The sequence below is a fragment of the Yersinia proxima genome, from assembly GCF_902170785.1.
Classification (GTDB): domain Bacteria; phylum Pseudomonadota; class Gammaproteobacteria; order Enterobacterales; family Enterobacteriaceae; genus Yersinia; species Yersinia proxima.
On record NZ_CABHYG010000014.1, the window covers coordinates 19261 to 42462 of the forward strand.

Here is a 23202-nt window from a genome sequence, read left to right on the forward strand (position 1 = left end):
ACACGCTGACAGAGTTTTTTCGGTCAGAGGATACTGTTGTGTTAAAAAAATTAGATTCCCTGCTGAATGCGGCAGGTATTGCGTTACCCGATCAGCAAAAACATCAATTAATAGGATATGTGGAACTGCTGCATAAGTGGAACAAGGCTTATAATCTGACTTCTGTGCGTGACCCAGAGCAGATGCTGGTACGGCATATTCTGGATAGCATTGTTGTTAATCCACACTTGCAAGGTAGCCGTTTTATTGATGTTGGCACAGGGCCTGGACTGCCTGGAATACCGTTAGCCATCGTGCGGCCCGATGCACACTTCGTCTTGCTTGATAGCTTGGGTAAACGTGTTCGCTTTCTGCGGCAGGTACAGCATGAGTTAGGGCTAAGCAATATCGAACCGGTACAAAGCCGTGTTGAAGATTTTGCCGCAACACCGCCATTTGACGGTGTTATAAGCCGTGCATTTGCATCCTTACAGGATATGCTGTCCTGGTGTCATCATTTGCCAGCTAAGCCTGAAGGGCGTTTTTATGCGCTTAAAGGAGTAAGGCCGGATGATGAATTAGCCACATTGCCTAAAGGGATAGTTCTTGAGTCGGTTGTTCGCTTGCAAGTACCAGAGTTGGACGGTGAGCGTCATTTGGTTATTCTTAAGTCAAACTAACTTTGTTATTTATCAAAAAAATGTAATAAATCCTTAGAGTGAGCAAGGTGATTTGTCGGCTATAGCACTTTTAATATTGGCGATTATTTATCCGCTGACTATAGTTCGGAAAGATTATATTTAACGCCTTGTTTACAATATCAGCAGCAATGAACGACATAATCATATTGAAGATGATTAAATAGTCACCCTGGTCATTATTTTATCTGAGATATCATTCTTTTTATGTGTCCGAAGTGTTGCAGGATTATTATCTGAAATGTCAACGGTAAGTTTTTACTAAGTAGATAAGTTGTTTGATAATGGTTTAAATTTAACATTATGATTTATAAAAGTTTTTAATGGCTCTTTTCGTTAAAGACAAATCAGGTTGTAATGGGCTATAAATCGTTTTGTTTTAAGTTTTGTGATCCGTTGCACGCTTTATTGATAATAATTGGAATCGTCAGACAATTAAATTTGGCCTATATTCTGAGAGCAATCTGCTGAAAAGAGCCAGAAAGTAAAAAAATTGAATAATTGTTCACCTTTTCGTTACTTATCGATTGAATTCGTTTGAGTCGCCCGTATAATTTGCTCGTTTTTTGCTGCTTGACTCAATGGGGTAAAAGGCAGTTCTATACCTCACTCAATATACCTTTAGTGTGGTTCGGAGAGAACAAACGTCATGCCTGTATCCCTTTACAGTGGGAAAATTGCACGAAAGTTGCTGTTGTTGCAGTTAATGACTTTTGTTGTTCTCAGTGCTGTTTTTGGTTTTAAAAGCCTGGAATGGAGTGCTTCTGCTTTGGCGGGAGGGTTGGCAGCCTGGTTACCCAGTGCCATATTTATGTTGTTTGCTTGCCGCCATCAGGCAAAAACAGCTGCTCCAGGTCGTGTTGCGTGGTCATTTGCCATTGGCGAAGGGTTAAAGGTTATCATGACGATAATTTTGCTGATCGTGGCATTAGGGCTGTTTAAAGCAGCGTTTGCGCCACTCGGTTTAACCTATTTAGCGGTGCTGATTGTGCAGATATTGGCACCGGCCGTGATAAGCGGCTACCGTACTTAACAGTTATCGTATTTAACGGTCACCGTATTTAACTACAAAAAGGGTAAGAGGCATCATGTCTGCATCAGGAGAAATCTCTACTCCAAGGGACTACATAGGTCACCACCTGAATAACCTTCAGTTGGACCTGCGTACCTTTGAGTTGGTCAATCCCCACTCACCTGGCCCTGCGACGTTCTGGACGTTGAACATTGACTCTTTGTTCTTCTCTGTCGTGCTGGGGTTAGCTTTTCTGTTTGTTTTCCGCAAAGTTGCGGCAGGTGCCACCAGTGGTGTGCCTGGCAAATTGCAGACGGCTGTTGAGTTAATTATCGGTTTTGTCGATAACAGCGTACGGGATATGTACCACGGCAAAAGTAAAGTCATCGCACCATTAGCCCTGACCGTGTTTGTTTGGGTTTTATTGATGAACATGATGGACTTACTGCCAATCGATTTACTGCCTTATATTGGTGAACATGTCTTTGGGTTGCCTGCACTACGTGTAGTACCTACCGCTGACGTGAGTATTACCTTGTCCATGGCATTGGGTGTCTTCATCCTGATCCTGTTCTATAGCATTAAAATGAAAGGTGTAGGCGGCTTCGTAAAAGAATTAACGATGCAGCCGTTCAATCACCCGATATTCATTCCAGTTAACTTAATTCTGGAAGGTGTCAGCCTGCTGTCCAAACCGGTTTCACTCGGTCTGCGACTGTTCGGCAACATGTATGCGGGTGAGTTGATCTTCATCCTGATTGCTGGCCTGTTGCCGTGGTGGTCACAGTGGATGCTCAGTTTACCTTGGGCTATCTTCCACATACTGATTATTACGTTACAAGCCTTTATCTTCATGGTTCTGACGATTGTCTATCTGTCGATGGCGTCCGAAGAGCACTGATTTTCTTATAACACTACTGCGTTTTAACTGAAATAAACTGGAGACTGTCATGGAAAACCTGAATATGGATCTGCTGTACATGGCTGCCGCTATAATGATGGGTTTAGCGGCAATCGGTGCTGCGATCGGTATCGGCATCCTGGGTGGTAAATTTTTGGAAGGCGCTGCACGTCAGCCTGACCTGATTCCTCTGCTGCGTACACAGTTCTTTATCGTCATGGGCCTGGTTGACGCCATCCCTATGATCGCTGTTGGTCTGGGTCTGTACGTGATGTTTGCTGTCGCGTAAGTAGAGTTTTCTCTACTGTGAACTACACCAAACTATTAACTTTTAAAGAGGCATTGTGCTGTGAATCTTAACGCAACAATCCTCGGCCAGGCCATCGCGTTTGTCCTGTTTGTCCTGTTTTGTATGAAGTATATATGGCCGCCGATTATGGCAGCCATTGAGAAGCGTCAAAAAGAAATTGCTGACGGTCTCTCTTCTGCAGAGCGTGCCAAAAAAGATTTGGACTTAGCGCAAGCCAATGCGACCGACCAACTGAAGAAGGCCAAAGCAGAAGCACAGGTGATTATTGAGCAGGCAAGTAAACGCAAAGCTCAGATCCTTGATGAAGCTAAAGCAGAAGCTGAACAGGAACGTAACAAAATCGTGGCGCAAGCGCAGGCAGAGATCGACGCCGAACGTAAGCGTGCTCGTGAAGAGTTGCGTAAGCAAGTCGCGATGTTGGCTATAGCTGGCGCCGAGAAGATCATCGAACGTTCCGTGGATGAAGCTGCTAACAGCGACATCGTTGATAAACTGGTCGCTGAACTGTAAGGAGGGAGGGGCTGATGTCTGAATTTGTAACTGTAGCTCGCCCCTACGCCAAAGCAGCTTTTGACTTTGCTGTTGAGCACCAGGCGGTTGATCGTTGGCAAGATATGCTGGCGTTTACTGCCCAAGTGACTAGCAATGAACAGATCGCTGAATTGCTTTCCGGTGCGGTAGCGCCAGAAACAATGTCTAAGACGTTTATTGCAGTCTGTGGTGATCAGCTCGATGAACCCGCACAGAACTTCATTCGAGTTATGGCGGAGAATGGCCGTTTACTGGTTCTTCCTGAGGTACTACAGCAGTTTATTCAACTGCGTGCCTCGCTGGAGTCGACCGTCGACGTTGAAGTGAGCTCTGCGAGCCCATTGAACGACGAACAGCTGGCTAAAATTGCCGCTGCGATGGAAAAACGTCTATCACGCAAAGTTAAGCTGAATTGCAAAATCGATAAGTCCGTAATGGCCGGCGTAGTAATACGTGCAGGCGATATGGTGATAGATGGCAGCGTTCGCGGTCGTCTAGAACGCCTGGCGGACGTCTTGCAGTCTTAAGGGGACTGGAGCATATGCAACTGAATTCCACCGAAATCAGCGAACTGATCAAGCAGCGCATTGCTCAGTTCAATGTAGTGAGCGAAGCTCACAATGAAGGTACTATTGTTTCCGTTAGTGACGGGATCATTCGTGTACACGGTCTGGCTGATGTAATGCAAGGCGAGATGATCGCACTGCCTGGCAACCGTTACGCAATCGCACTGAACCTGGAGCGCGACTCCGTAGGTGCTGTAGTTATGGGTCCGTACGCCGATCTTGCTGAAGGCATGAAGGTTAAATGTACTGGCCGTATCCTGGAAGTTCCAGTCGGTCGTGGCCTGTTGGGTCGCGTCGTCAATACTCTGGGTGAACCTGTTGATGGTAAAGGTCCGGTAGAAAACGACGGCTTCTCAGCTGTTGAAGCTATCGCACCTGGCGTTATCGAACGTCAATCCGTTGATGAACCTGTTCAGACTGGTTATAAGTCAGTCGATGCCATGATTCCAATCGGTCGTGGTCAGCGTGAATTGATCATCGGTGACCGTCAGACAGGTAAAACTGCTCTGGCGATTGATGCGATCATCAACCAGCGCGATTCAGGCATTAAATGTGTGTATGTTGCTATCGGCCAGAAAGCCTCTACTGTTGCAAACGTAGTGCGTAAACTGGAAGAACATGGCGCGTTGGCTAACACCATTGTGGTGGTAGCGACTGCATCAGAATCAGCAGCATTGCAATACCTGGCACCTTACTCCGGTTGTGCCATGGGTGAATATTTCCGCGACCGCGGTGAAGATGCGCTGATTATTTATGATGACCTGTCTAAACAGGCTGTTGCATATCGTCAAATCTCCTTGCTGCTTCGTCGTCCACCAGGTCGTGAAGCCTATCCTGGCGACGTATTCTACCTCCACTCCCGTTTGCTGGAGCGTGCTGCGCGTGTTAACGCCGATTACGTTGAAGCCTTTACCAAGGGTGAAGTGAAAGGTAAAACCGGTTCTTTGACCGCATTACCAATCATTGAAACTCAAGCAGGGGACGTTTCCGCGTTCGTTCCGACTAACGTAATTTCTATTACCGATGGTCAGATCTTCCTGGAATCCAGCCTGTTTAACGCCGGTATTCGTCCTGCGGTTAACCCAGGTATCTCCGTATCTCGTGTGGGTGGTGCAGCGCAGACCAAGATCATGAAAAAACTGTCCGGTGGTATCCGTACCGCTCTGGCACAGTATCGTGAGCTTGCCGCGTTCTCCCAGTTCGCATCCGATTTGGATGATGCAACACGCAAACAGCTGAGCCACGGCCAGAAAGTGACCGAGCTTCTGAAACAGAAACAATACGCACCGATGTCAGTTGCGCAGCAGTCTCTGGTTCTGTTCGCAGCTGAACGTGGTTATCTGGGTGATATCGAGTTGGCGAAGGTAGGTAGCTTTGAAGCTGCGCTGTTGGCGTTTGCTGACCGTGAGCATGCCGAGCTTATGCAACAAATCAACCAAACTGGCGCGTATAACGATGAGATCGAGGCCAAGCTGAAAGGCATCCTTGATACATTTAAGGCAACCCAGTCCTGGTAACGCTATACGGTCCTGCTTTTCATTAGGAAAGCAGGCCGTCTGGCAATGAGGAGAAGCAGAAATGGCCGGCGCAAAAGAGATACGTTCCAAGATCGCCAGCGTGCAAAACACGCAAAAGATCACCAAAGCCATGGAGATGGTCGCCGCCTCCAAAATGCGTAAATCGCAGGAACGCATGGCGGCCAGCCGTCCTTATGCAGAAACAATGCGTAGTGTGATTGGTCACCTTGCGCTAGGTAATCTGGAATACAAACATCCATACCTGGAAGAGCGTGATGTTAAGCGCGTTGGGTATCTGGTGGTTTCTACAGACCGTGGCTTGTGTGGTGGTTTGAACATTAACTTGTTCAAAAAACTGTTGGCTGAGATGAAAGGTTGGTCTGAAAAAGGCGTTGAATGCGATTTAGCGCTGATCGGATCAAAAGCAGCATCTTTCTTTGGTTCCGTGGGCGGCAAAATTGTTGCTCAAGTGACTGGCATGGGGGATAACCCTTCTCTGTCAGAACTTATCGGGCCAGTTAAAGTCATGCTGCAAGCCTATGATGAAGGTCGTTTGGATAAACTGTATATCGTTAATAACAAGTTTATCAATACGATGTCTCAGGAACCACGGATCATGCAGCTGTTACCACTTCCGCCAGCGGAAGACGGTGAGCTGAAGAAGAAATCCTGGGATTACCTGTATGAACCTGATCCTAAAGCACTGCTGGATACTCTCCTGCGTCGCTATGTGGAATCGCAAGTTTATCAGGGCGTCGTTGAAAACCTGGCCAGCGAACAGGCCGCGCGAATGGTAGCGATGAAAGCCGCCACCGATAACGGCGGTAGTCTGATCAAAGAGCTGCAGTTGGTTTACAACAAGGCTCGTCAGGCCAGCATCACTCAGGAACTCACCGAGATCGTCGGGGGAGCCTCCGCGGTTTAACCAGGTTATTACCCTAAATAGTTCAGATTGCGGGAAGGCGGCAACTGAGCACATCCCCAGGCGCTTACTCAAGTAAGCAATAGGGTGAGAGAAGGCAGCCAACGCCCCAGCAATTTGGAATATGACGGGTAAACGTATTACGTAGAGGATTCAAGATGGCTACTGGAAAGATTATCCAGGTAATCGGCGCCGTAGTGGACGTCGAATTCCCCCAAGACGCTGTACCAAAAGTGTACAACGCCCTTGAGGTTGAAGGCGCAGCTGAGAAGCTCGTGCTGGAAGTTCAGCAACAGCTGGGCGGTGGTGTTGTTCGTTGTATCGCAATGGGCTCTTCCGATGGTCTGAGCCGCGGGTTGAAAGTCATCAACCTGGAACACCCAATTGAAGTGCCAGTGGGCAAGTCAACTCTGGGCCGTATCATGAACGTATTGGGTGACCCAATCGACATGAAAGGTCCTATCGGCGAAGAAGAGCGTTGGGCAATCCACCGTGAAGCGCCTTCTTACGAAGATCTTGCCAGCTCGCAAGACTTGTTAGAAACCGGTATCAAGGTAATGGACTTGATTTGTCCGTTCGCTAAGGGCGGTAAAGTCGGTCTGTTCGGTGGTGCGGGTGTAGGTAAAACAGTAAACATGATGGAGCTTATTCGTAACATTGCGATTGAGCACTCAGGTTACTCTGTATTTGCCGGTGTGGGTGAGCGTACTCGTGAGGGTAACGACTTCTACCACGAGATGACTGACTCCAACGTTCTGGACAAAGTATCCTTGGTTTATGGCCAGATGAATGAGCCACCAGGAAACCGTCTGCGCGTTGCACTGACCGGCCTGACCATGGCGGAGAAATTCCGTGATGAAGGTCGTGACGTATTGCTGTTCATCGATAACATCTATCGCTATACCTTAGCCGGTACGGAAGTTTCCGCACTGCTGGGTCGTATGCCATCTGCCGTAGGTTACCAGCCAACTCTGGCAGAAGAGATGGGTGTGTTGCAGGAACGTATTACTTCCACCAAGACGGGTTCAATCACCTCTGTTCAGGCCGTTTACGTGCCAGCGGATGACTTGACTGACCCATCTCCAGCAACCACCTTTGCTCACTTGGATGCAACCGTCGTTCTGAGCCGTCAAATCGCCTCTCTGGGTATTTACCCGGCGGTTGATCCGCTTGACTCCACCAGCCGTCAGCTTGATCCGCTGGTTGTTGGTCAGGAGCACTACGATGTAGCGCGTGGCGTGCAGTCTATTCTGCAACGTTACCAGGAACTGAAAGATATTATCGCAATCTTGGGTATGGACGAGTTGTCAGAAGATGACAAACTGGTGGTATCCCGTGCGCGTAAAATCCAACGCTTCCTGTCTCAACCGTTCTTCGTGGCAGAAGTCTTTACCGGTTCACCGGGCAAGTTCGTATCGCTGAAAGATACCATCCGTGGTTTCAAAGGCATCATGAACGGCGACTATGACCACCTGCCGGAGCAGGCGTTCTACATGGTTGGCACCATTGAAGAAGCAGTGGAAAAAGCCAAGAAACTGTAACGCTGTTGACTGGAGGGTGACATGGCTGCAATGACTTACCATCTGGATGTTGTGAGCGCTGAGAAGAAGATGTTCTCTGGCGTGGTACAAAAAATTCAGGTGACGGGTAGTGAAGGTGAGCTAGGGATTTTCCCTGGTCACGCCCCACTGCTCACTGCCATTAAGCCTGGCATGATACGTATCGTTAAGCAGTTCGGTGAGGAAGAGTTTATTTATCTTTCTGGCGGCATCCTTGAGGTGCAACCGAGTGTGGTGATCGTATTGGCTGACACTGCTATTCGTGGAACTGATCTGGATGAAGCTAAGGCGTTGGAGTCTAAACGCAAAGCAGAAGAACATATCAATAACTCCCACGGCGATGTCGACTATGCACAGGCATCCGCTGAATTGGCGAAGGCGATTGCAAAACTACGTGTAATCGAGCTGACCAGGAAAGCGATGTAATTTTACAGTAGTGGGTTTTTAGTAACCCACTAATTTGTATAATTATTATATATTTAAAGTAATTGAGGATGTCGGTTACCAGCGAAGGTTGCTAAACCGTCCGCAACTTCAAATACGAAGAATATAAAGAACGATAGAATGCCAGTCAGTAAAGCTGATTGGCATTTTTTTTACCTTCATACCCAATAGTATGCATTCGTTAATCACCTTCTTCCGACTTTCTGTTATTTAATTAAGCCTCAGCTAAACTAAAAGCATTTCTTTCTAAAAATGCTTGTTTCTTGCCGTAAAATAAGTGGTTAATAATTTCTGTGGGGGATTGTTTTTTGAGAAAAACAGGTCAAAAAACGTCGCTGATCGCAGACACTTTTTGCGACATTTTTTTATTACATGCCTCATCGCTACAACCCTTTAACCATGCGGGTTGAGTACGTTTTTCGCTGAGAAATATGTAGTAATTATTTCGCTAAACAGGTTTACTTCCGTCTATTAATTTGGAGTTATCAGGTTGCTTATGTCTAACAGCTCAATGAGTGTAGTCATCCTTGCCGCAGGTAAGGGGACACGTATGTATTCCGACCTTCCTAAGGTGTTACACCCACTGGCAGGTAAGCCGATGGTTCAGCATGTTATTGATGCTGCCATGAAGTTGGGTGCTCAGCAGGTTCATCTGGTTTATGGGCATGGCGGCGAGTTGTTGCAAAAAACACTTACTGACCCGACATTGAACTGGGTGCTACAAGCTGAGCAGTTAGGTACTGGGCATGCGATGCAACAAGCTGCTCCACATTTTGCTGATGATGAAGATGTCCTGATGCTGTACGGCGACGTACCGTTAATTTCAGTTGATACGCTCCAGCGTTTGTTAGCAGCGAAGCCACAAGGTGGTATTGGCTTGCTAACTGTGAAGTTGGATAACCCTAGTGGTTATGGCCGTATTGTGCGTGAAAATGGCGATGTAGTCGGGATTGTTGAGCATAAAGATGCCAGCGACACGCAGCGTGAGATTAATGAAATCAATACTGGGATTTTGGTTGCCAATGGTCGTGATTTAAAGCGTTGGTTATCACTGCTGGATAACAATAATGCCCAAGGTGAGTTTTATATCACCGATATTATTGCGCTGGCCCATGCTGATGGTAAGAAAATAGCTACGGTGCATCCCGCTCGTCTGAGTGAGGTTGAAGGTGTCAACAACCGGCTGCAATTAGCCGCTCTTGAACGCGTTTATCAGTCAGAGCAAGCTGAGAAGCTTTTGCTGGCTGGGGTGATGTTGCTGGACCCAGCGCGCTTTGATTTGCGCGGAGAATTAACACATGGCCGTGACATCACTATTGATACCAATGTCATCATTGAAGGCCATGTGACTTTAGGTGATCGAGTTCGTATTGGAACTGGGTGTGTTCTCAAAAACTGTGTGATTGGTGATGATTCCGAAATCAGCCCATACAGTGTATTAGAAGATTCTCGTTTGGATGCTGGTTGTACTGTTGGGCCATTTGCCCGCCTGCGGCCTGGTGCGGAATTAGCTGAAGGCGCGCATGTCGGTAACTTTGTTGAGATCAAGAAAGCCCGCTTGGGTAAAGGCTCTAAAGCTGGTCATCTCTCCTATTTAGGCGATGCTGAAATTGGCTCTGGCGTAAATATTGGCGCAGGAACTATAACTTGCAACTATGATGGAGCTAATAAGTTTAAAACTATTATTGGCGATGATGTCTTTGTCGGGTCCGATACTCAACTGGTGGCTCCCGTCACGGTTGCAAACGGCGCGACGATTGCCGCAGGGACAACTGTCACCCGTGATATCGCCGAAAACGAGTTAGTGCTTAGCCGCGTTAAGCAAGTCCATGTGCAGGGTTGGCAACGTCCGGTTAAGAAAAAATAATCTATACCCGTCATACTTCAAGTTGCATGTGCGTTGGCTGCTTTCGTTCCCCCCAGTCACTTACTTATGTAAGCTCCTGGGGATTCGCTCAATTGCCGCCTTCCTGTAACTCGAATTATTTAGGGTATATAAAACAGTCCCTTCAACGTTCGTTATTCTGTATTGAAGGGATGTTTTGCCCTGTATTTTTGGCATATATATTTCTGCTGAGAGTACAGAACAAAACATAATAATCCCCAACTCTACAGGCTCGGGGAACCCGGAAAATCCGGAAATTCAGGTCACTGACATCGACAAGGTTCTAAAAGAACCTTACATAGGAATAAAACAGATGTGTGGAATTGTTGGCGCAGTAGCGCAACGTGATATCGCTGAGATTCTGATCGAAGGTTTACGTCGTCTTGAATACCGTGGCTATGACTCAGCCGGTTTAGCTGTAGTGGATGCTGAAGGTAATCTGACTCGTTTACGTCGTGTGGGTAAAGTTCAGGCGCTGTCTGATGCGGCCGAAAATCAGGCTTTACATGGTGGAACCGGGATTGCACATACCCGTTGGGCCACTCATGGTGAGCCATCAGAGGCCAATGCGCACCCTCATGTTTCTGACTATATCTCCGTGGTTCACAACGGTATTATCGAAAATCACGAACCGTTACGTGAATTGCTGATTAACCGTGGCTACCGTTTCAGTTCTGAAACTGATACTGAAGTTATTGCTCATCTGGTGCACTGGGAGCTACAGCAGGGCGGTTCTTTGCTGGAAGTGGTCAAACGTGTGATCCCGCAATTGCGTGGCGCGTACGGCACTGTGGTGATGGATAGTCGTGACCCAAGTCGCTTGGTCGCCGCCCGTTCTGGTAGCCCGCTGGTGATTGGCTGTGGTGTTGGTGAAAACTTTATTGCCTCCGACCAACTGGCCCTGTTGCCGGTAACCCGTCGCTTTATCTTCCTGGAAGAAGGGGATGTGGTTGAAGTGACTCGCCGTAGCATCGCCATTTTTGATAAGCAGGGTAACGCTATTGAGCGCCCTGAAATCGAATCTCAGGTGCAATATGATGCCGGTGATAAAGGTGTTTACCGCCATTATATGCAAAAAGAGATTTATGAACAGCCGATGGCGATTAAAAATACGCTGGAAGGCCGTTTAAACCACGGGGCGATTGATTTATCAGAGCTTGGCCCGAAAGCCGATGCTCTACTGGCGGATGTGCAACATATCCAAATCATAGCCTGTGGTACTTCTTACAACTCAGGTATGGTTTCACGCTATTGGTTTGAGTCATTAGCCGGTGTGCCTTGTGACGTAGAAATCGCCTCTGAATTCCGTTACCGCAAATCTGCTGTGCGCCCTAATAGCTTGCTGATCACCTTGTCACAATCGGGTGAAACAGCGGATACGCTGGCTGCTCTGCGTTTATCCAAAGAGTTAGGATACTTAGGTTCGCTGGCAATTTGTAACGTCGCCGGTTCTTCGCTGGTTCGTGAATCAGATTTGGCCTTGATGACCAAAGCTGGAACCGAGATTGGCGTGGCCTCAACCAAAGCCTTTACCACTCAGTTGACGGTGTTATTAATGCTGGTGGGGCGTATCGGCAAGTTAAAAGGTGCTGATGCCAGTCTGGAGCACGATATTGTTCATGCGTTACAGGCGCTGCCTGCCCGCATAGAGCAGATGCTGTCTCTGGATAAAACCATTGAAGCGCTGGCTGAAGGTTTCTCTGATAAGCACAATGCACTGTTCCTTGGTCGTGGTGATCAATACCCGATTGCGATGGAAGGTGCACTGAAACTGAAAGAGATCTCTTATATTCATGCTGAAGCCTATGCTGCGGGTGAATTGAAACACGGTCCATTGGCATTGATTGATGCTGACATGCCGGTCATCGTGGTCGCGCCAAATAACGAATTGTTGGAAAAACTGAAATCTAACATTGAAGAGGTGCGCGCACGCGGCGGTTTACTGTATGTATTCGCTGATCAAGATGCAGGTTTCACTGATAGCGAAGGTATGAAAATCATTCAGTTACCGCATGTGGAAGAGATTATTGCCCCTATCTTCTACACTGTGCCGCTACAGTTGCTGTCTTACCATGTTGCGCTGATTAAAGGCACCGACGTGGATCAGCCACGTAACCTGGCAAAATCGGTTACTGTTGAGTAATAAGCGGAAAATCGCATAAATAAAAGCCGGCATTTTGTCGGCTTTTTTGTTTTTATAGTTCCGTCATTAAGTGTCATTTTTGCGCAAAAAATAAACCAGTAATAGGACGTATTAGAACAAGTAAAGTGAGTTTTTTACGAAATAAAGGATAAAGCAATTGCCATGAATTGATGTTAATTTATTGATATTAAATGAATTTATTTAAACTCTTCTTGTTTGTCATATAACTGTAATATTCCGTACATTTTTCTGTCATTAAACTGTCCTATTTTCCCTCCTGCACCATACTTAATCTGATGAAAACATTTTAGAGTTAATTCTAATATCCCATTAGGAGGGATTATGAAACTGATGCGTACCACCGTAGCCAGCATTGTGGCAGCGACTTTATCTATGACCACTGTGTCCGCGTTCGCTGCTGCAAGCCTGACAGGTGCAGGTGCGACATTCCCCGCGCCGGTGTATGCCAAGTGGGCAGATTCTTATCAGAAAGAAACAGGTAACAAAGTTAACTATCAGGGGATCGGTTCTTCAGGTGGCGTGAAACAAATCATTGCCAATACTGTTGATTTCGGTGCTTCTGATGCGCCATTAGCAGACGACAAACTGGCTGCTGAAGGTTTGTTCCAATTCCCGACAGTGATTGGCGGTGTGGTGTTGGCCGTGAATATCCCTGGTATTAAATCCGGTGAGCTGACTTTAGATGGCAAAACACTGGGTGATATCTATCTGGGCAATGTGAAAAAGTGGAATGACCCGGCTATTACTAAGTTGAACCCAGGCGTTAAATTGCCAGATCAAAATATCGCTGTAGTGCGCCGCGCTGACGGTTCCGGTACTTCATTCGTATTCACCAGCTACCTGGCTAAAGTGAATGCAGAATGGAAAGAAAAAGTGGGTGCAGGTTCTACTGTTAACTGGCCGACTGGTTTGGGTGGCAAAGGTAATGACGGTATTGCCGCATTCGTACAGCGCCTGCCAGGCTCCATTGGCTATGTAGAATATGCTTACGCCAAACAGAATAACCTGGCTTACACCAAACTGGTTTCTGCTGATGGCAAACCCGTTAGTCCGACTGAGCATAGCTTTAGCTCTGCGGCAAAAGGTGTAGACTGGAGCAAAACATTCGCTCAAGATTTAACCAATCAAAAAGGTGATGATGTATGGCCAATTACATCAACAACTTTCATCTTGGTACATAAAGAGCAAAAAAATGCCGCTAACGGCGCTGAAGTATTGAAGTTCTTTGACTGGGGTTACACCCACGGTGCTAAACAAGCCAACGAGCTGGATTATGCAACATTGCCAGCTGAAGTTGTCGAGCAAGTCCGTGCTGCCTGGAAAACTCAGATTAAAGACAGCAGCGGTAAGCCAATCTTTTGATTTATTGGCAACAAGCGGTTTATGAAATATTGATTCACAATATATACCCTAAATAATTCGAGTTGCAGGTAGGCGGCAATTGAGATAATCCCCAGGAGCTTACTCAAGTAAGTGACTGGGGTGAGCGAAAGCAGCCAACACCCCTGCAGCTTGAAGTATTAGGGGTAGGATGAGAAGAGAGTCTATGGCTGCGAACAAGCCGACAATCAAAGCACCGAGTCAATACGGTGACATCATTTTCAGTGCGCTGGTTAAACTGGCTGCGCTGATTACGCTATTTCTGTTGGGCGGCATTATCGTTTCACTGATTATTGCTTCCTGGCCAAGTATCGAGAAATTTGGTTGGGCTTTCCTGTGGACTAAAGAGTGGGATGCGCCAGCTGAACAATTTGGTGCATTAGTGCCGATTTACGGTACGGTTGTGACCTCGGTTATCGCTTTGCTCATTGCGGTTCCGGTTAGTTTCGGTATTGCCTTGTTTCTCACTGAACTCGCGCCGAACTGGCTAAAACGCCCGTTGGGTGTGGCGATTGAATTGCTGGCGGCCATCCCAAGTATTGTTTACGGCATGTGGGGTCTTTTCGTCTTCGCTCCGCTGTTTGCCCGCTACTTCCAAGAGCCCGTCGGCAACGTGATGTCCGGCATCCCCATTGTTGGCGTATTGTTCTCTGGCCCGGCATTCGGTATTGGTATTCTGGCCGCCGGTGTCATCCTGGCTATCATGATTATTCCTTACATTGCCGCGGTTATGCGCGATGTGTTCGAACAAACTCCCGTGATGATGAAAGAGTCGGCCTATGGCATTGGCTGTACCACATGGGAAGTGATTTGGCGCATTGTGCTGCCTTATACCAAAAATGGCGTTATCGGCGGTGTGATGTTGGGCCTGGGTCGTGCGTTGGGTGAAACCATGGCAGTGACCTTTATTATCGGTAATACCTATCAGCTCGACAGCTTCTCGCTGTTTATGCCGGGCAACAGCATTACCTCTGCGTTGGCAAATGAATTTGCTGAAGCTGAATCTGGTTTACATACCGCCGCGTTGATGGAACTGGGTCTAATCTTATTCGTTATTACCTTTATCGTACTGGCTTTATCTAAGCTAATGATTTTGCGTCTGGCTAAGAAAGAGGGGCGCTAAGATGACAACGATGAATATGCAAAGTGATGCGACGCTGATGGAAACCCGCCGTAAAAAGCAGGCCTGGCGTCGTCAAAAGAATCGGATTGCCTTGATACTTTCAATGGCAACTATGGCGTTTGGCCTGTTCTGGTTAGTGTGGATTTTATTTTCTACTGTCACCAAAGGTATCGACGGCATGTCTTTGGCGCTGTTTACCGAGATGACACCACCACCTAATACCGCTGGCGGTGGTTTGGCTAACGCCATTGCCGGGAGTGGATTATTAATTCTGTGGGCGACCGTCATCGGCACCCCATTGGGCATCATGGCGGGAATTTATCTGGCGGAATATGGCCGTAAATCCTGGCTGGCAGAAATTACCCGCTTTATTAATGACATTTTGCTATCAGCTCCTTCTATCGTGGTCGGCTTGTTTGTCTACACCATTGTGGTTGCCAAAATGGAGCATTTCTCGGGCTGGGCTGGGGTGATTGCACTGGCGCTGTTACAGATACCTATTGTTATCCGTACCACTGAAAATATGTTGAAACTGGTGCCTGATAGCCTGCGCGAAGCAGCCTATGCATTAGGTACGCCAAAATGGCGCATGATTTCGGCTATTACGTTGAAAGCCTCTATATCAGGTATTTTGACCGGGATCTTGCTGGCAGTCGCACGTATTGCCGGTGAAACGGCACCTTTGCTGTTCACGTCGCTCTCCAACCAATTCTGGAGCACCGATCTGACGCGGCCTATTGCGAACTTGCCGGTCACTATCTTTAAGTTTGCCATGAGCCCGTTTGCCGAATGGCAGCAGCTGGCATGGGCCGGGGTGCTGTTAATCACGCTATGTGTACTGTTATTGAATATTCTGGCTCGCGTTATTTTCGCTAAGAAAAAATATTAATCGGCTGAGAAAGTGCCATTAATTAGCAAAGAAAATAACGATTCGCCAATAAATTCCAAAATGCGGCTACGGCGGCATTGGCTAAAAGAGAGAAGTCTTGATGAGTATGGCTACTGACATCAACAACAGCAAAATTCAGGTTCGCGATCTGAACTTCTACTACGGCAAATTCCATGCGCTGAAGAATATTTCGCTGGATATTGCCAAAAACCAGGTCACAGCATTCATTGGCCCATCAGGCTGCGGTAAATCAACACTACTGCGTACATTCAATAAAATGTACCAGTTGTACCCGGATCAGCGTGCTGAAGGTGATATTTTGCTGGATGGGCAGAATATCCTGACTGATAAACAAGATATTGCGTTGCTACGGGCCAAAGTGGGTATGGTTTTCCAAAAGCCAACGCCATTCCCAATGTCGATTTACGATAACATCGCCTTTGGTGTGAAACTGTTTGAGAACTTGTCTCGCGCTGATATGGATGAACGCGTGCAATGGGCATTGACCAAAGCGGCTTTGTGGAATGAAACCAAGGATAAGCTGCACCAGAGTGGCTATAGCTTGTCCGGTGGGCAGCAGCAGCGTTTATGTATCGCCCGTGGTATTGCCATCCGCCCTGATGTGTTGTTGCTTGATGAGCCTTGTTCAGCACTTGACCCAATTTCTACCGGTCGAATTGAAGAGCTGATTAGTGAGTTGAAGTCAGACTATACCGTGGTGATTGTGACGCACAACATGCAGCAGGCCGCTCGTTGTTCAGATCACACAGCATTTATGTATCTGGGTGAGTTAATTGAATTCAGTGATACCGATACCCTGTTTACCGCGCCACAGCAGAAACAGACGGAAGATTATATCACCGGTCGCTATGGCTGATTTTACTCATAGGCTACTACATCAATTTTGCCTACTGCCTTTGGGATAGGCTATAAGAACGGGAAGTATCATGGATAACTTGAATCTTAATAAACATATTTCCGGCCAGTTCAATGCAGAACTTGAACATATCCGCACCCAGGTTTTGACTATGGGTGGGCTGGTGGAACAACAATTATCTGACGCGATCACCGCCATGCACAATCAGGACGGTGAGTTAGCAAAACAGGTTATTGCTGGCGATAAAAAGGTCAATATGATGGAAGTGGCTATTGATGAAGCCTGTGTGCGCATCATTGCCAAACGTCAGCCAACAGCGAGTGATCTGCGCCTGGTGATGGCCATCATTAAAACGATTTCTGAGCTAGAGCGTATCGGTGATGTGGCGGATAAAATCTGCCGTACTGCGCTGGAAAAATTCTCGCATCAACATCAGCCTCTGTTAGTCAGTTTGGAGTCTTTAGGACGTCATACTGTGCAGATGTTGCATGATGTATTGGATGCTTTTGCCCGCATGGATTTGGATGAAGCTATCCGAATTTATCGCGAAGATAAGAAAGTCGATCAGGAATATGAAGGCATTGTGCGCCAGTTAATGACGTATATGATGGAAGATCCGCGCACCATACCCAGCGTGCTAACAGCGCTGTTTTGTGCCCGTTCAATTGAGCGTATTGGCGATCGCTGCCAAAATATTTGCGAATTCATCTTCTACTTTGTCAAAGGGCATGATTTCCGTCACTTGGGTGGCGACGATTTAGAAAAGCTGCTTTCTAATAAAGCTGAAAAGTAACCTCTTTTACCCCAATCATACCGAAAGTTAAGGTGTGGTTGGGGGTAATTCCGTCTCCTCCCCTCTTATGCTCCAACACTTCTTAACGTGCGATTCTTATCAATATAATAAGACTCATTTACTGAGATTAATTGGTTATAAATATATCTTTTTATATTATTTCCTGACCTAACGCCAAATTGATAGCTTACACACAGCGCAACATCTTAATCATCTTAGGAGCTTTCAATGAAGCAATCTCTATCCACAAAAAAAAGCGTTCTGGCACTGACGTTGTTAGCAAGCCTCGCCACACTTTCAGGTGCGGCTCATGCAGATAAACTGGATGATATCAAGAAGGAAGGAGTGGTGCGGATTGCTGTTTTCGATAGCAACCCTCCGTTTGGTTACATCGACCCACAGACCAAAAAATTGGTGGGATATGATGTGGATGTGGCGAATGCGATTGCGAAAGATTTAGGGGTAAAAGTTGAACTGCGGGCAACCAACCCGGCTAACCGTATTCCATTACTGACATCTAAAAAAGTGGATTTGATTGCTGCTAACTTCACTATTACTGATGACCGCGCCAAGGAAGTGAACTTCAGCTTGCCGTATTTTGCCACTGGTCAGAAATTTATTGCTCATAAAGGTGTGCTGAAAACGCCAGAAGATATCGGCAAATTACGTATCGGTGCGGATAAAGGTACAGTACAGGAAATAACCTTGCGTGATCGCTATCCAACCGCGAAAGTCATTTCCTATGATGATACTCCTGTGGCATTTACCGCTTTGCGCAATGGTAATGTTCAAGCTATCACTCAGGATGATGCCAAATTAGTCGGGCTACTGGGTAACCTTCCTGAAGCACAAAAAGCAGATTTTGAAATCTCACCATTCAGTATTACCAAAGAATATCAAGGCATTGGTATTCCTAAAGGTGAAGATCGTTTAACCGCTGAAGTGAACGAGACTCTGGTTAAACTGGAAAAAGATGGCGAAGCAGCAAAAATTTATGACCGCTGGTTCGGGCCAGAAACCAAAGCCGCTCAACCACGTGGCGATTTCAAATTTGCACCATTGGATCAACAGCCTAAAGCATAATATATCCTTAGTCCTTGAAGTTGCAGGGGTGTTAGCTGCGCGCACTTACCCGAATCACTTACTTGAGTAAGCTCATCGGGATTTGTTTGCTGGCTGCCTACCTGCAACGTCAATGACTTAGGCTATAACGTTATGACTCATAGGTATGTAAGAGTAAAAAATGGATTTTATTGTGTGCCCCAAAAAAGACCCTATTGAAGCGTCAAACAGAAATAGGTCTAAAGCCCTATGAATCTACATCACCTCACTGACTGGTTACTGGCCCCGCAATATCTTGACTGGTTGTGGCATGGTTTTCTACTGACGTTGTGGATTTCAGCCTGCACGGTGGTGGCCTCGACGTTGTTGGGCTTTTTGCTGGCCGCCGCCAGAGACAGTGAACTCAAAGGGCTGCAATGGTTTGCCATTGGTTACAGCACCCTATTCCGCAACACACCACTACTGATCCAGTTGTTCTTTTGGTACTTCGCTGCCAGTCAGTTTCTACCCGCATCCTGGATACCTTGGCTTAATACACCGCATGAAATCACGTTTTTCGGGTTAACCCTCGGCTGGCCTTCTTTCGAATTTTTGGCTGGTTTTATCGGGTTGACCTGTTATTCCACGGCATTTATTGCTGAAGAGTTGCGTTCGGGGATCTGCGGGGTTGCGAAGGGGCAAAAGTATGCCGCCCATGCACTGGGGTTGACGGGGTGGCAGGCTATGCGCCATGTGGTGTTGCCGCAGGCATTGAAGATAGCTATGCCGCCGTTACTTGGCCAATATATGAATATTATTAAAAACTCGTCGTTAGCTATGGCTATTGGGGTGGCTGAGCTTTCTTATGCCTCTCGTCAGGTTGAAACCGAAACATTGCGGACATTCCAGGCTTTCGGTGTCGCGACGGTATTGTATATCGCGATTATTGCGTTGATTGAGGCCTGGGGTATGTGGCGTCAGCAGCGAACCCTCGCTAAGGGGCACTGAGATGGATTTTACCATTATTGCTGATAACTGGACTTATCTGTTGTGGGGCACTTTTCCTGATGGCCCACTAGGCGGAGCGGCATTAACGTTGTTGATCAGCCTGTTGGCTGGGGTGGCTTCGGCAATTTTAGGCACGGCGCTGGGCGTGGCGTTGGCGATGTCCCGTGGTGTTTGGGCCGGAGTATTGGCCGCCGTTCTAGGGTTTTTTCGCGCAATTCCGGTGATTATGTTGATTTTTTGGACGTATTTTCTACTACCAATTGTGTTTGGTGTGGATATACCGGAAATCACCACAGTGGTGTGTGCGCTGGCACTGATTGCATCGGCTTATCTGGCTCATGCGGTGAAAGCCGGGATCGTGGCAATCGGGGCTGGGCAGTGGCAGGCGGGTTTATCATTAGGTTTCAATCGCTGGCAGGTTTTGTGGTTTATCGTCTTGCCACAAGCCTTACGCATGATGGTGCCATCATTCATCAATCAATGGATTTCTTTGATTAAGGACACCTCGCTGGCCTATATCGTCGGGGTAAATGAACTGACATTTTTGGCCACTCAGGTTAATAACCGCAGCATGGTTTACCCGATGGAAGTGTTCCTGTTCGTGGCATTAGTCTATTTCGTTTTATGTTTGACGCTGGACTTATTAGCCAATGGTCTTAATCGCCGTTTTAGCCCGCAACATACCATTAATAAGCAAAGCGCCATTAAACGGTCATGGCGCTGGTGGCAAAATAAGCCGGTATTGCCAGCAAGTTAATGGCGGGTAATCTGCCAGCCTCTTTCACGCCATAAGTCAGGTAGTTGCCGCATATCATCAAACATGGTGACCAATGGATGGTGAATCGGCTGGTTATGCGGATCGGCGCAGTAATAATACACCGGTATCCCTGCGGCTATTCCGGCATGGGTGCCGGCTGCTGAGTCTTCAACTAATATGCAGCGCTCGGTCGCAACCTGCATCTTTTCTGCTGCATGATAAATCAGAGTCGGATCGGGCTTCCAACGCTGGATGTCGTAGCCGCTATAAAGTTTGTCTTCAAAAAACGGCAGTAAGCCGGTCAGCCCAAGCGAGTGCTGCATTTTACTCACCGGCCCATTAGACACCACACAAACCGGCAATGTGATTTGCTCTAGCAGCTCTTTTGCTCCAGCAATAGGTTGTAGCTCCGCATCAAATAAGCGGGCAACTTCGGCACGGTATAGTTTTTCCAGCTTTTCTATGGGTTCATCCAGGCCGTTTTCCTGGCTCACCAGCGCGACAATCTCATTGAGTTTTACGCCTTTAAAACGCTTAATGACCTCTTCCAGCGACAGGTGAATATCATAATGGGCAAACATCACAACATAGGCCTGACAACACAGCACTTCACTGTCGACCAGGGTTCCGTCGCAATCGAACATAACGCATTCAATATTACTCACTTATTTCTCCCTTTAATCATACAAACCCTCTTTATCCCACTTTAACCATCCTGCCCCAGAATGCGATAGATAATTACCTTGCTAGCAATATTACTCATATCAAATGAATAAAATTCAATAAGTTGAATAACTCACGGTTAATGTTTAATCACCTGTTGCGCAACACGGCAGATAAAAAATAGCCAAATAGAGTGTGATCTCGCTCTAAACAACGTTTTTTTTGTTATAGGATATCCCTAACTATCACTCCCTTCTGTGGAACTCCTCGAATGAGTAAACCAAACCTTGATACTGAGCAGGGGCTGCTCGAACGTGTTTTTAAACTGAAACAACATGGGACTACCGCCCGTACTGAGTTAATTGCGGGTATCACAACCTTCCTGACCATGGTCTATATTGTGTTCGTTAACCCACAGATTTTAGGGGTTGCGGGTATGGATGTGCAGGCTGTATTCGTGACGACCTGCCTGATTGCCGCCTTTGGTAGCATCTTTATGGGCCTGTTGGCTAACTTACCGGTCGCTCTGGCACCGGCGATGGGGCTTAATGCTTTCTTCGCTTTTGTGGTGGTTGGCGCGATGGGTATTTCATGGCAAGTCGGCATGGGTGCTATTTTCTGGGGCGCAATCGGTTTCCTTTTGCTTACCATTTTCCGTATCCGATATTGGATGATCGCTAACATTCCGCTAAGCCTGCGAGTAGGGATCACCAGCGGTATCGGCCTGTTTATTGCCATGATGGGGCTGAAAAATGCCGGCATCGTGGTGGCAAATCCAGACACGTTAGTCGCGGTTGGTAATCTAACCTCTCACAGTGTGTTGTTGGGGGCGCTGGGCTTCTTTATTATCGCGGTTCTGGCATCTCGCAATATCCATGCCGCAGTCCTGGTATCGATTGTTGTGACGACATTAATCGGCTGGGCGCTGGGTGATGTCCATTACTCTGGCATCTTCTCCATGCCGCCAAATGTGACCTCTGTGGTCGGGCAGGTCGATTTAGCCGGTGCACTGAATATTGGTATGGCGGGGATCATTTTCTCCTTCATGCTGGTTAACCTGTTCGATTCATCTGGTACATTGATTGGTGTCACGGATAAAGCCGGTTTAACCGACCATAAAGGCAAGTTCCCGCGCATGAAACAAGCGCTGTATGTGGACAGCATCAGCTCTGTTGCCGGCGCGTTTATTGGTACATCATCAGTGACGGCTTATATCGAAAGCTCTTCCGGTGTTTCTGTCGGTGGTCGTACCGGTTTAACTGCGGTGGTGGTAGGGATTTTATTCCTGCTGGTGATGTTTGTTTCCCCACTGGCGGGAATGGTGCCTGCTTATGCTGCAGCGGGTGCGTTGATTTATGTTGGCGTGCTGATGACATCCAGCCTATCCCGTGTGAAATGGGATGACCTGACCGAAGCAGTTCCGGCGTTTGTTACCGCAGTGATGATGCCGTTCAGTTTCTCGATTACTGAAGGGATCGCGCTGGGCTTTATCTCTTACTGCCTGATGAAGTTGGGTACTGGTCGCTGGCGTGAGATCAGCCCATGCGTGGTGGTGGTTGCGCTACTGTTTGTGCTGAAAATTGCGTTTGTTGATCACTAATCGCAAATTCTGTTGATCATTAATAGCAAATAGCGAAACGGCCCGCTCTCAGTATTGAAAGTGGGCCGTTTTATTGAATATCGTATTACTTCAACTGAGCGCTGATTTGCTCCAGTGCTTTTGTGGCACATTGTGCATCCAGATGCCCACCGGGCGCGCCAGCAACACCTATCGCACCGACTACCTCATCTCCTGCTTTCACCGGCACACCGCCACCTAAGAGTAAGAAACCGGGAATATCTTTCAGGTTATTGGCCGCGGGTGTTTTCTGACTGTTTTCCATCACTGTGCCACTTGGGGTTTTGGTCGACAGCGCGGTAAAGGCTTTTTGCTCACTGGCTTTTACGGTATGTGGGCCAGCATTATCAGCACGCAGCACAGTTTTGATGATGCCAGCGCGATCCACAACGGTGACCGCAACGTTATAGCCATCAGCCTGGCAAACGGCAAGGGTACGGCTTGCCACATCGGTAGCCAGAGCCAAAGAGATATTGCGTTCAGTATTCAGACCCGCAGCAGAGGCTTGAGTTATCAGGCCGATGAATAAGGCAGAGGTCAGGGCAATAGGCTTGATCATATAAAA

The 23202-nt window shown here is 47.3% G+C and carries 23 protein-coding genes; 21 read left to right on the plus strand and 2 right to left on the minus strand.

Annotation, left to right across the window (positions count from 1 at the left end):
* The first annotated feature begins 38 nt into the window (after positions 1 to 38).
* The 20 genes from rsmG to FTB31_RS11950 all read left to right on the plus strand — a co-directional run bounded on the left by rsmG (position 39) and on the right by FTB31_RS11950 (position 20356).
* Entirely contained in the window at positions 39 to 659 is a 621-nt protein-coding gene (rsmG, locus tag FTB31_RS11855) for a 16S rRNA (guanine(527)-N(7))-methyltransferase RsmG (RefSeq protein ID WP_050078717.1), read from the plus strand.
* Positions 660 to 1326: 667 nt separating this feature from the next.
* Positions 1327 to 1710 (plus strand): F0F1 ATP synthase subunit I, encoded by a 384-nt coding sequence (atpI, locus tag FTB31_RS11860; RefSeq protein WP_050078719.1) that lies wholly within the window; start codon positions 1327 to 1329, stop codon positions 1708 to 1710.
* 55 nt (positions 1711 to 1765) lie between these two features.
* Complete coding sequence (atpB, locus tag FTB31_RS11865; protein ID WP_005161179.1) at positions 1766 to 2590, plus strand: F0F1 ATP synthase subunit A; 825 nt, start codon at positions 1766 to 1768, stop codon at positions 2588 to 2590.
* Between the two features lie 49 nt (positions 2591 to 2639).
* Complete coding sequence (gene atpE, locus FTB31_RS11870) at positions 2640 to 2879, plus strand: F0F1 ATP synthase subunit C (RefSeq protein ID WP_004393045.1); 240 nt, start codon at positions 2640 to 2642, stop codon at positions 2877 to 2879.
* Positions 2880 to 2939: 60 nt separating this feature from the next.
* Positions 2940 to 3410, plus strand: coding sequence for a F0F1 ATP synthase subunit B (gene atpF / locus FTB31_RS11875; RefSeq protein WP_004393038.1), 471 nt, complete (start codon positions 2940 to 2942; stop codon positions 3408 to 3410).
* Positions 3411 to 3424: 14 nt separating this feature from the next.
* A complete protein-coding gene (atpH, locus tag FTB31_RS11880) occupies positions 3425 to 3958 on the plus strand; it encodes a F0F1 ATP synthase subunit delta (protein WP_227721634.1) in 534 nt (177 codons plus the stop codon).
* A gap of 14 nt (positions 3959 to 3972) precedes the next feature.
* Complete coding sequence (atpA, locus tag FTB31_RS11885) at positions 3973 to 5514, plus strand: F0F1 ATP synthase subunit alpha (RefSeq protein WP_050078722.1); 1542 nt, start codon at positions 3973 to 3975, stop codon at positions 5512 to 5514.
* Positions 5515 to 5575: 61 nt separating this feature from the next.
* Positions 5576 to 6439, plus strand: coding sequence for a F0F1 ATP synthase subunit gamma (gene atpG, locus FTB31_RS11890; RefSeq protein WP_011817476.1), 864 nt, complete (start codon positions 5576 to 5578; stop codon positions 6437 to 6439).
* 155 nt (positions 6440 to 6594) lie between these two features.
* Entirely contained in the window at positions 6595 to 7977 is a 1383-nt protein-coding gene (gene atpD, locus FTB31_RS11895) for a F0F1 ATP synthase subunit beta (protein ID WP_005161168.1), read from the plus strand.
* Positions 7978 to 7998: 21 nt separating this feature from the next.
* Complete coding sequence (locus tag FTB31_RS11900; RefSeq protein ID WP_005175169.1) at positions 7999 to 8421, plus strand: F0F1 ATP synthase subunit epsilon; 423 nt, start codon at positions 7999 to 8001, stop codon at positions 8419 to 8421.
* 514 nt (positions 8422 to 8935) lie between these two features.
* Positions 8936 to 10306 (plus strand): bifunctional UDP-N-acetylglucosamine diphosphorylase/glucosamine-1-phosphate N-acetyltransferase GlmU, encoded by a 1371-nt coding sequence (gene glmU, locus FTB31_RS11905; RefSeq protein ID WP_227731405.1) that lies wholly within the window; start codon positions 8936 to 8938, stop codon positions 10304 to 10306.
* Positions 10307 to 10637: 331 nt separating this feature from the next.
* Positions 10638 to 12467 carry a glutamine--fructose-6-phosphate transaminase (isomerizing) gene (gene glmS / locus FTB31_RS11910; RefSeq protein ID WP_227726552.1) on the plus strand — a complete coding sequence of 610 codons (1830 nt, stop codon included), beginning with the start codon at positions 10638 to 10640 and terminating at the stop codon, positions 12465 to 12467.
* A gap of 342 nt (positions 12468 to 12809) precedes the next feature.
* Positions 12810 to 13850, plus strand: coding sequence for a phosphate ABC transporter substrate-binding protein PstS (pstS, locus tag FTB31_RS11915; protein WP_005175162.1), 1041 nt, complete (start codon positions 12810 to 12812; stop codon positions 13848 to 13850).
* A gap of 184 nt (positions 13851 to 14034) precedes the next feature.
* Entirely contained in the window at positions 14035 to 14991 is a 957-nt protein-coding gene (gene pstC, locus FTB31_RS11920; RefSeq protein WP_005175159.1) for a phosphate ABC transporter permease PstC, read from the plus strand.
* A 1-nt stretch (position 14992) separates the two neighbouring features.
* Complete coding sequence (pstA, locus tag FTB31_RS11925) at positions 14993 to 15880, plus strand: phosphate ABC transporter permease PstA (protein WP_005175158.1); 888 nt, start codon at positions 14993 to 14995, stop codon at positions 15878 to 15880.
* A 100-nt stretch (positions 15881 to 15980) separates the two neighbouring features.
* Positions 15981 to 16757, plus strand: coding sequence for a phosphate ABC transporter ATP-binding protein PstB (gene pstB / locus FTB31_RS11930; protein WP_004713904.1), 777 nt, complete (start codon positions 15981 to 15983; stop codon positions 16755 to 16757).
* A 70-nt stretch (positions 16758 to 16827) separates the two neighbouring features.
* Positions 16828 to 17550 (plus strand): phosphate signaling complex protein PhoU, encoded by a 723-nt coding sequence (gene phoU / locus FTB31_RS11935; protein ID WP_050078729.1) that lies wholly within the window; start codon positions 16828 to 16830, stop codon positions 17548 to 17550.
* Between the two features lie 228 nt (positions 17551 to 17778).
* Positions 17779 to 18633, plus strand: coding sequence for an ABC transporter substrate-binding protein (locus tag FTB31_RS11940; protein ID WP_050078730.1), 855 nt, complete (start codon positions 17779 to 17781; stop codon positions 18631 to 18633).
* 228 nt (positions 18634 to 18861) lie between these two features.
* On the plus strand, positions 18862 to 19599 hold the full coding sequence (locus FTB31_RS11945) for an amino acid ABC transporter permease (protein ID WP_077295017.1): 738 nt from the start codon (positions 18862 to 18864) through the stop codon (positions 19597 to 19599).
* Between the two features lies 1 nt (position 19600).
* Entirely contained in the window at positions 19601 to 20356 is a 756-nt protein-coding gene (locus tag FTB31_RS11950) for an amino acid ABC transporter permease (RefSeq protein ID WP_077175071.1), read from the plus strand.
* On the opposite strand, the gene yieH is transcribed toward FTB31_RS11950, so the two are convergent.
* A complete protein-coding gene (gene yieH / locus FTB31_RS11955) occupies positions 20353 to 21021 on the minus strand; it encodes a 6-phosphogluconate phosphatase (RefSeq protein ID WP_077175070.1) in 669 nt (222 codons plus the stop codon). The genes FTB31_RS11950 and yieH overlap by 4 nt on opposite strands.
* Positions 21022 to 21290: 269 nt before the next feature.
* On the opposite strand from yieH, the gene FTB31_RS11960 reads away from it, so the two are divergent.
* Positions 21291 to 22619, plus strand: a complete 1329-nt coding sequence (locus FTB31_RS11960; RefSeq protein ID WP_227728951.1) for an NCS2 family permease — start codon at positions 21291 to 21293, stop codon at positions 22617 to 22619.
* 85 nt (positions 22620 to 22704) lie between these two features.
* Here the strand turns inward: FTB31_RS11960 and FTB31_RS11965 are convergent, their stop codons facing one another.
* Positions 22705 to 23196 carry a GlcG/HbpS family heme-binding protein gene (locus tag FTB31_RS11965; protein ID WP_005161124.1) on the minus strand — a complete coding sequence of 164 codons (492 nt, stop codon included), beginning with the start codon at positions 23194 to 23196 and terminating at the stop codon, positions 22705 to 22707.
* Between the last annotated feature and the right edge of the window lie 6 nt (positions 23197 to 23202).

Bases quoted from the DNA above. Each gene is read 5' to 3' on its own strand.
- atpI (WP_050078719.1), top strand. From the start codon at position 1,327: ATGCCTGTATCCCTTTACAGTGGGAAAATTGCACGAAAGTTGCTGTTG.
- atpB (WP_005161179.1), top strand. From the start codon at position 1,766: ATGTCTGCATCAGGAGAAATCTCTACTCCAAGGGACTACATAGGTCAC.
- atpE (WP_004393045.1), top strand. From the start codon at position 2,640: ATGGAAAACCTGAATATGGATCTGCTGTACATGGCTGCCGCTATAATG.
- atpH (WP_227721634.1), top strand. From the start codon at position 3,425: ATGTCTGAATTTGTAACTGTAGCTCGCCCCTACGCCAAAGCAGCTTTT.
- atpA (WP_050078722.1), top strand. From the start codon at position 3,973: ATGCAACTGAATTCCACCGAAATCAGCGAACTGATCAAGCAGCGCATT.
- atpG (WP_011817476.1), top strand. From the start codon at position 5,576: ATGGCCGGCGCAAAAGAGATACGTTCCAAGATCGCCAGCGTGCAAAAC.
- atpD (WP_005161168.1), top strand. From the start codon at position 6,595: ATGGCTACTGGAAAGATTATCCAGGTAATCGGCGCCGTAGTGGACGTC.
- FTB31_RS11900 (WP_005175169.1), top strand. From the start codon at position 7,999: ATGGCTGCAATGACTTACCATCTGGATGTTGTGAGCGCTGAGAAGAAG.
- glmU (WP_227731405.1), top strand. From the start codon at position 8,936: ATGTCTAACAGCTCAATGAGTGTAGTCATCCTTGCCGCAGGTAAGGGG.
- glmS (WP_227726552.1), top strand. From the start codon at position 10,638: ATGTGTGGAATTGTTGGCGCAGTAGCGCAACGTGATATCGCTGAGATT.
- pstS (WP_005175162.1), top strand. From the start codon at position 12,810: ATGAAACTGATGCGTACCACCGTAGCCAGCATTGTGGCAGCGACTTTA.
- pstC (WP_005175159.1), top strand. From the start codon at position 14,035: ATGGCTGCGAACAAGCCGACAATCAAAGCACCGAGTCAATACGGTGAC.
- pstA (WP_005175158.1), top strand. From the start codon at position 14,993: ATGACAACGATGAATATGCAAAGTGATGCGACGCTGATGGAAACCCGC.
- pstB (WP_004713904.1), top strand. From the start codon at position 15,981: ATGAGTATGGCTACTGACATCAACAACAGCAAAATTCAGGTTCGCGAT.
- phoU (WP_050078729.1), top strand. From the start codon at position 16,828: ATGGATAACTTGAATCTTAATAAACATATTTCCGGCCAGTTCAATGCA.
- FTB31_RS11940 (WP_050078730.1), top strand. From the start codon at position 17,779: ATGAAGCAATCTCTATCCACAAAAAAAAGCGTTCTGGCACTGACGTTG.
- FTB31_RS11945 (WP_077295017.1), top strand. From the start codon at position 18,862: ATGAATCTACATCACCTCACTGACTGGTTACTGGCCCCGCAATATCTT.
- FTB31_RS11950 (WP_077175071.1), top strand. From the start codon at position 19,601: ATGGATTTTACCATTATTGCTGATAACTGGACTTATCTGTTGTGGGGC.
- FTB31_RS11960 (WP_227728951.1), top strand. From the start codon at position 21,291: ATGAGTAAACCAAACCTTGATACTGAGCAGGGGCTGCTCGAACGTGTT.
- FTB31_RS11965 (WP_005161124.1), bottom strand. From the start codon at position 23,196: ATGATCAAGCCTATTGCCCTGACCTCTGCCTTATTCATCGGCCTGATA.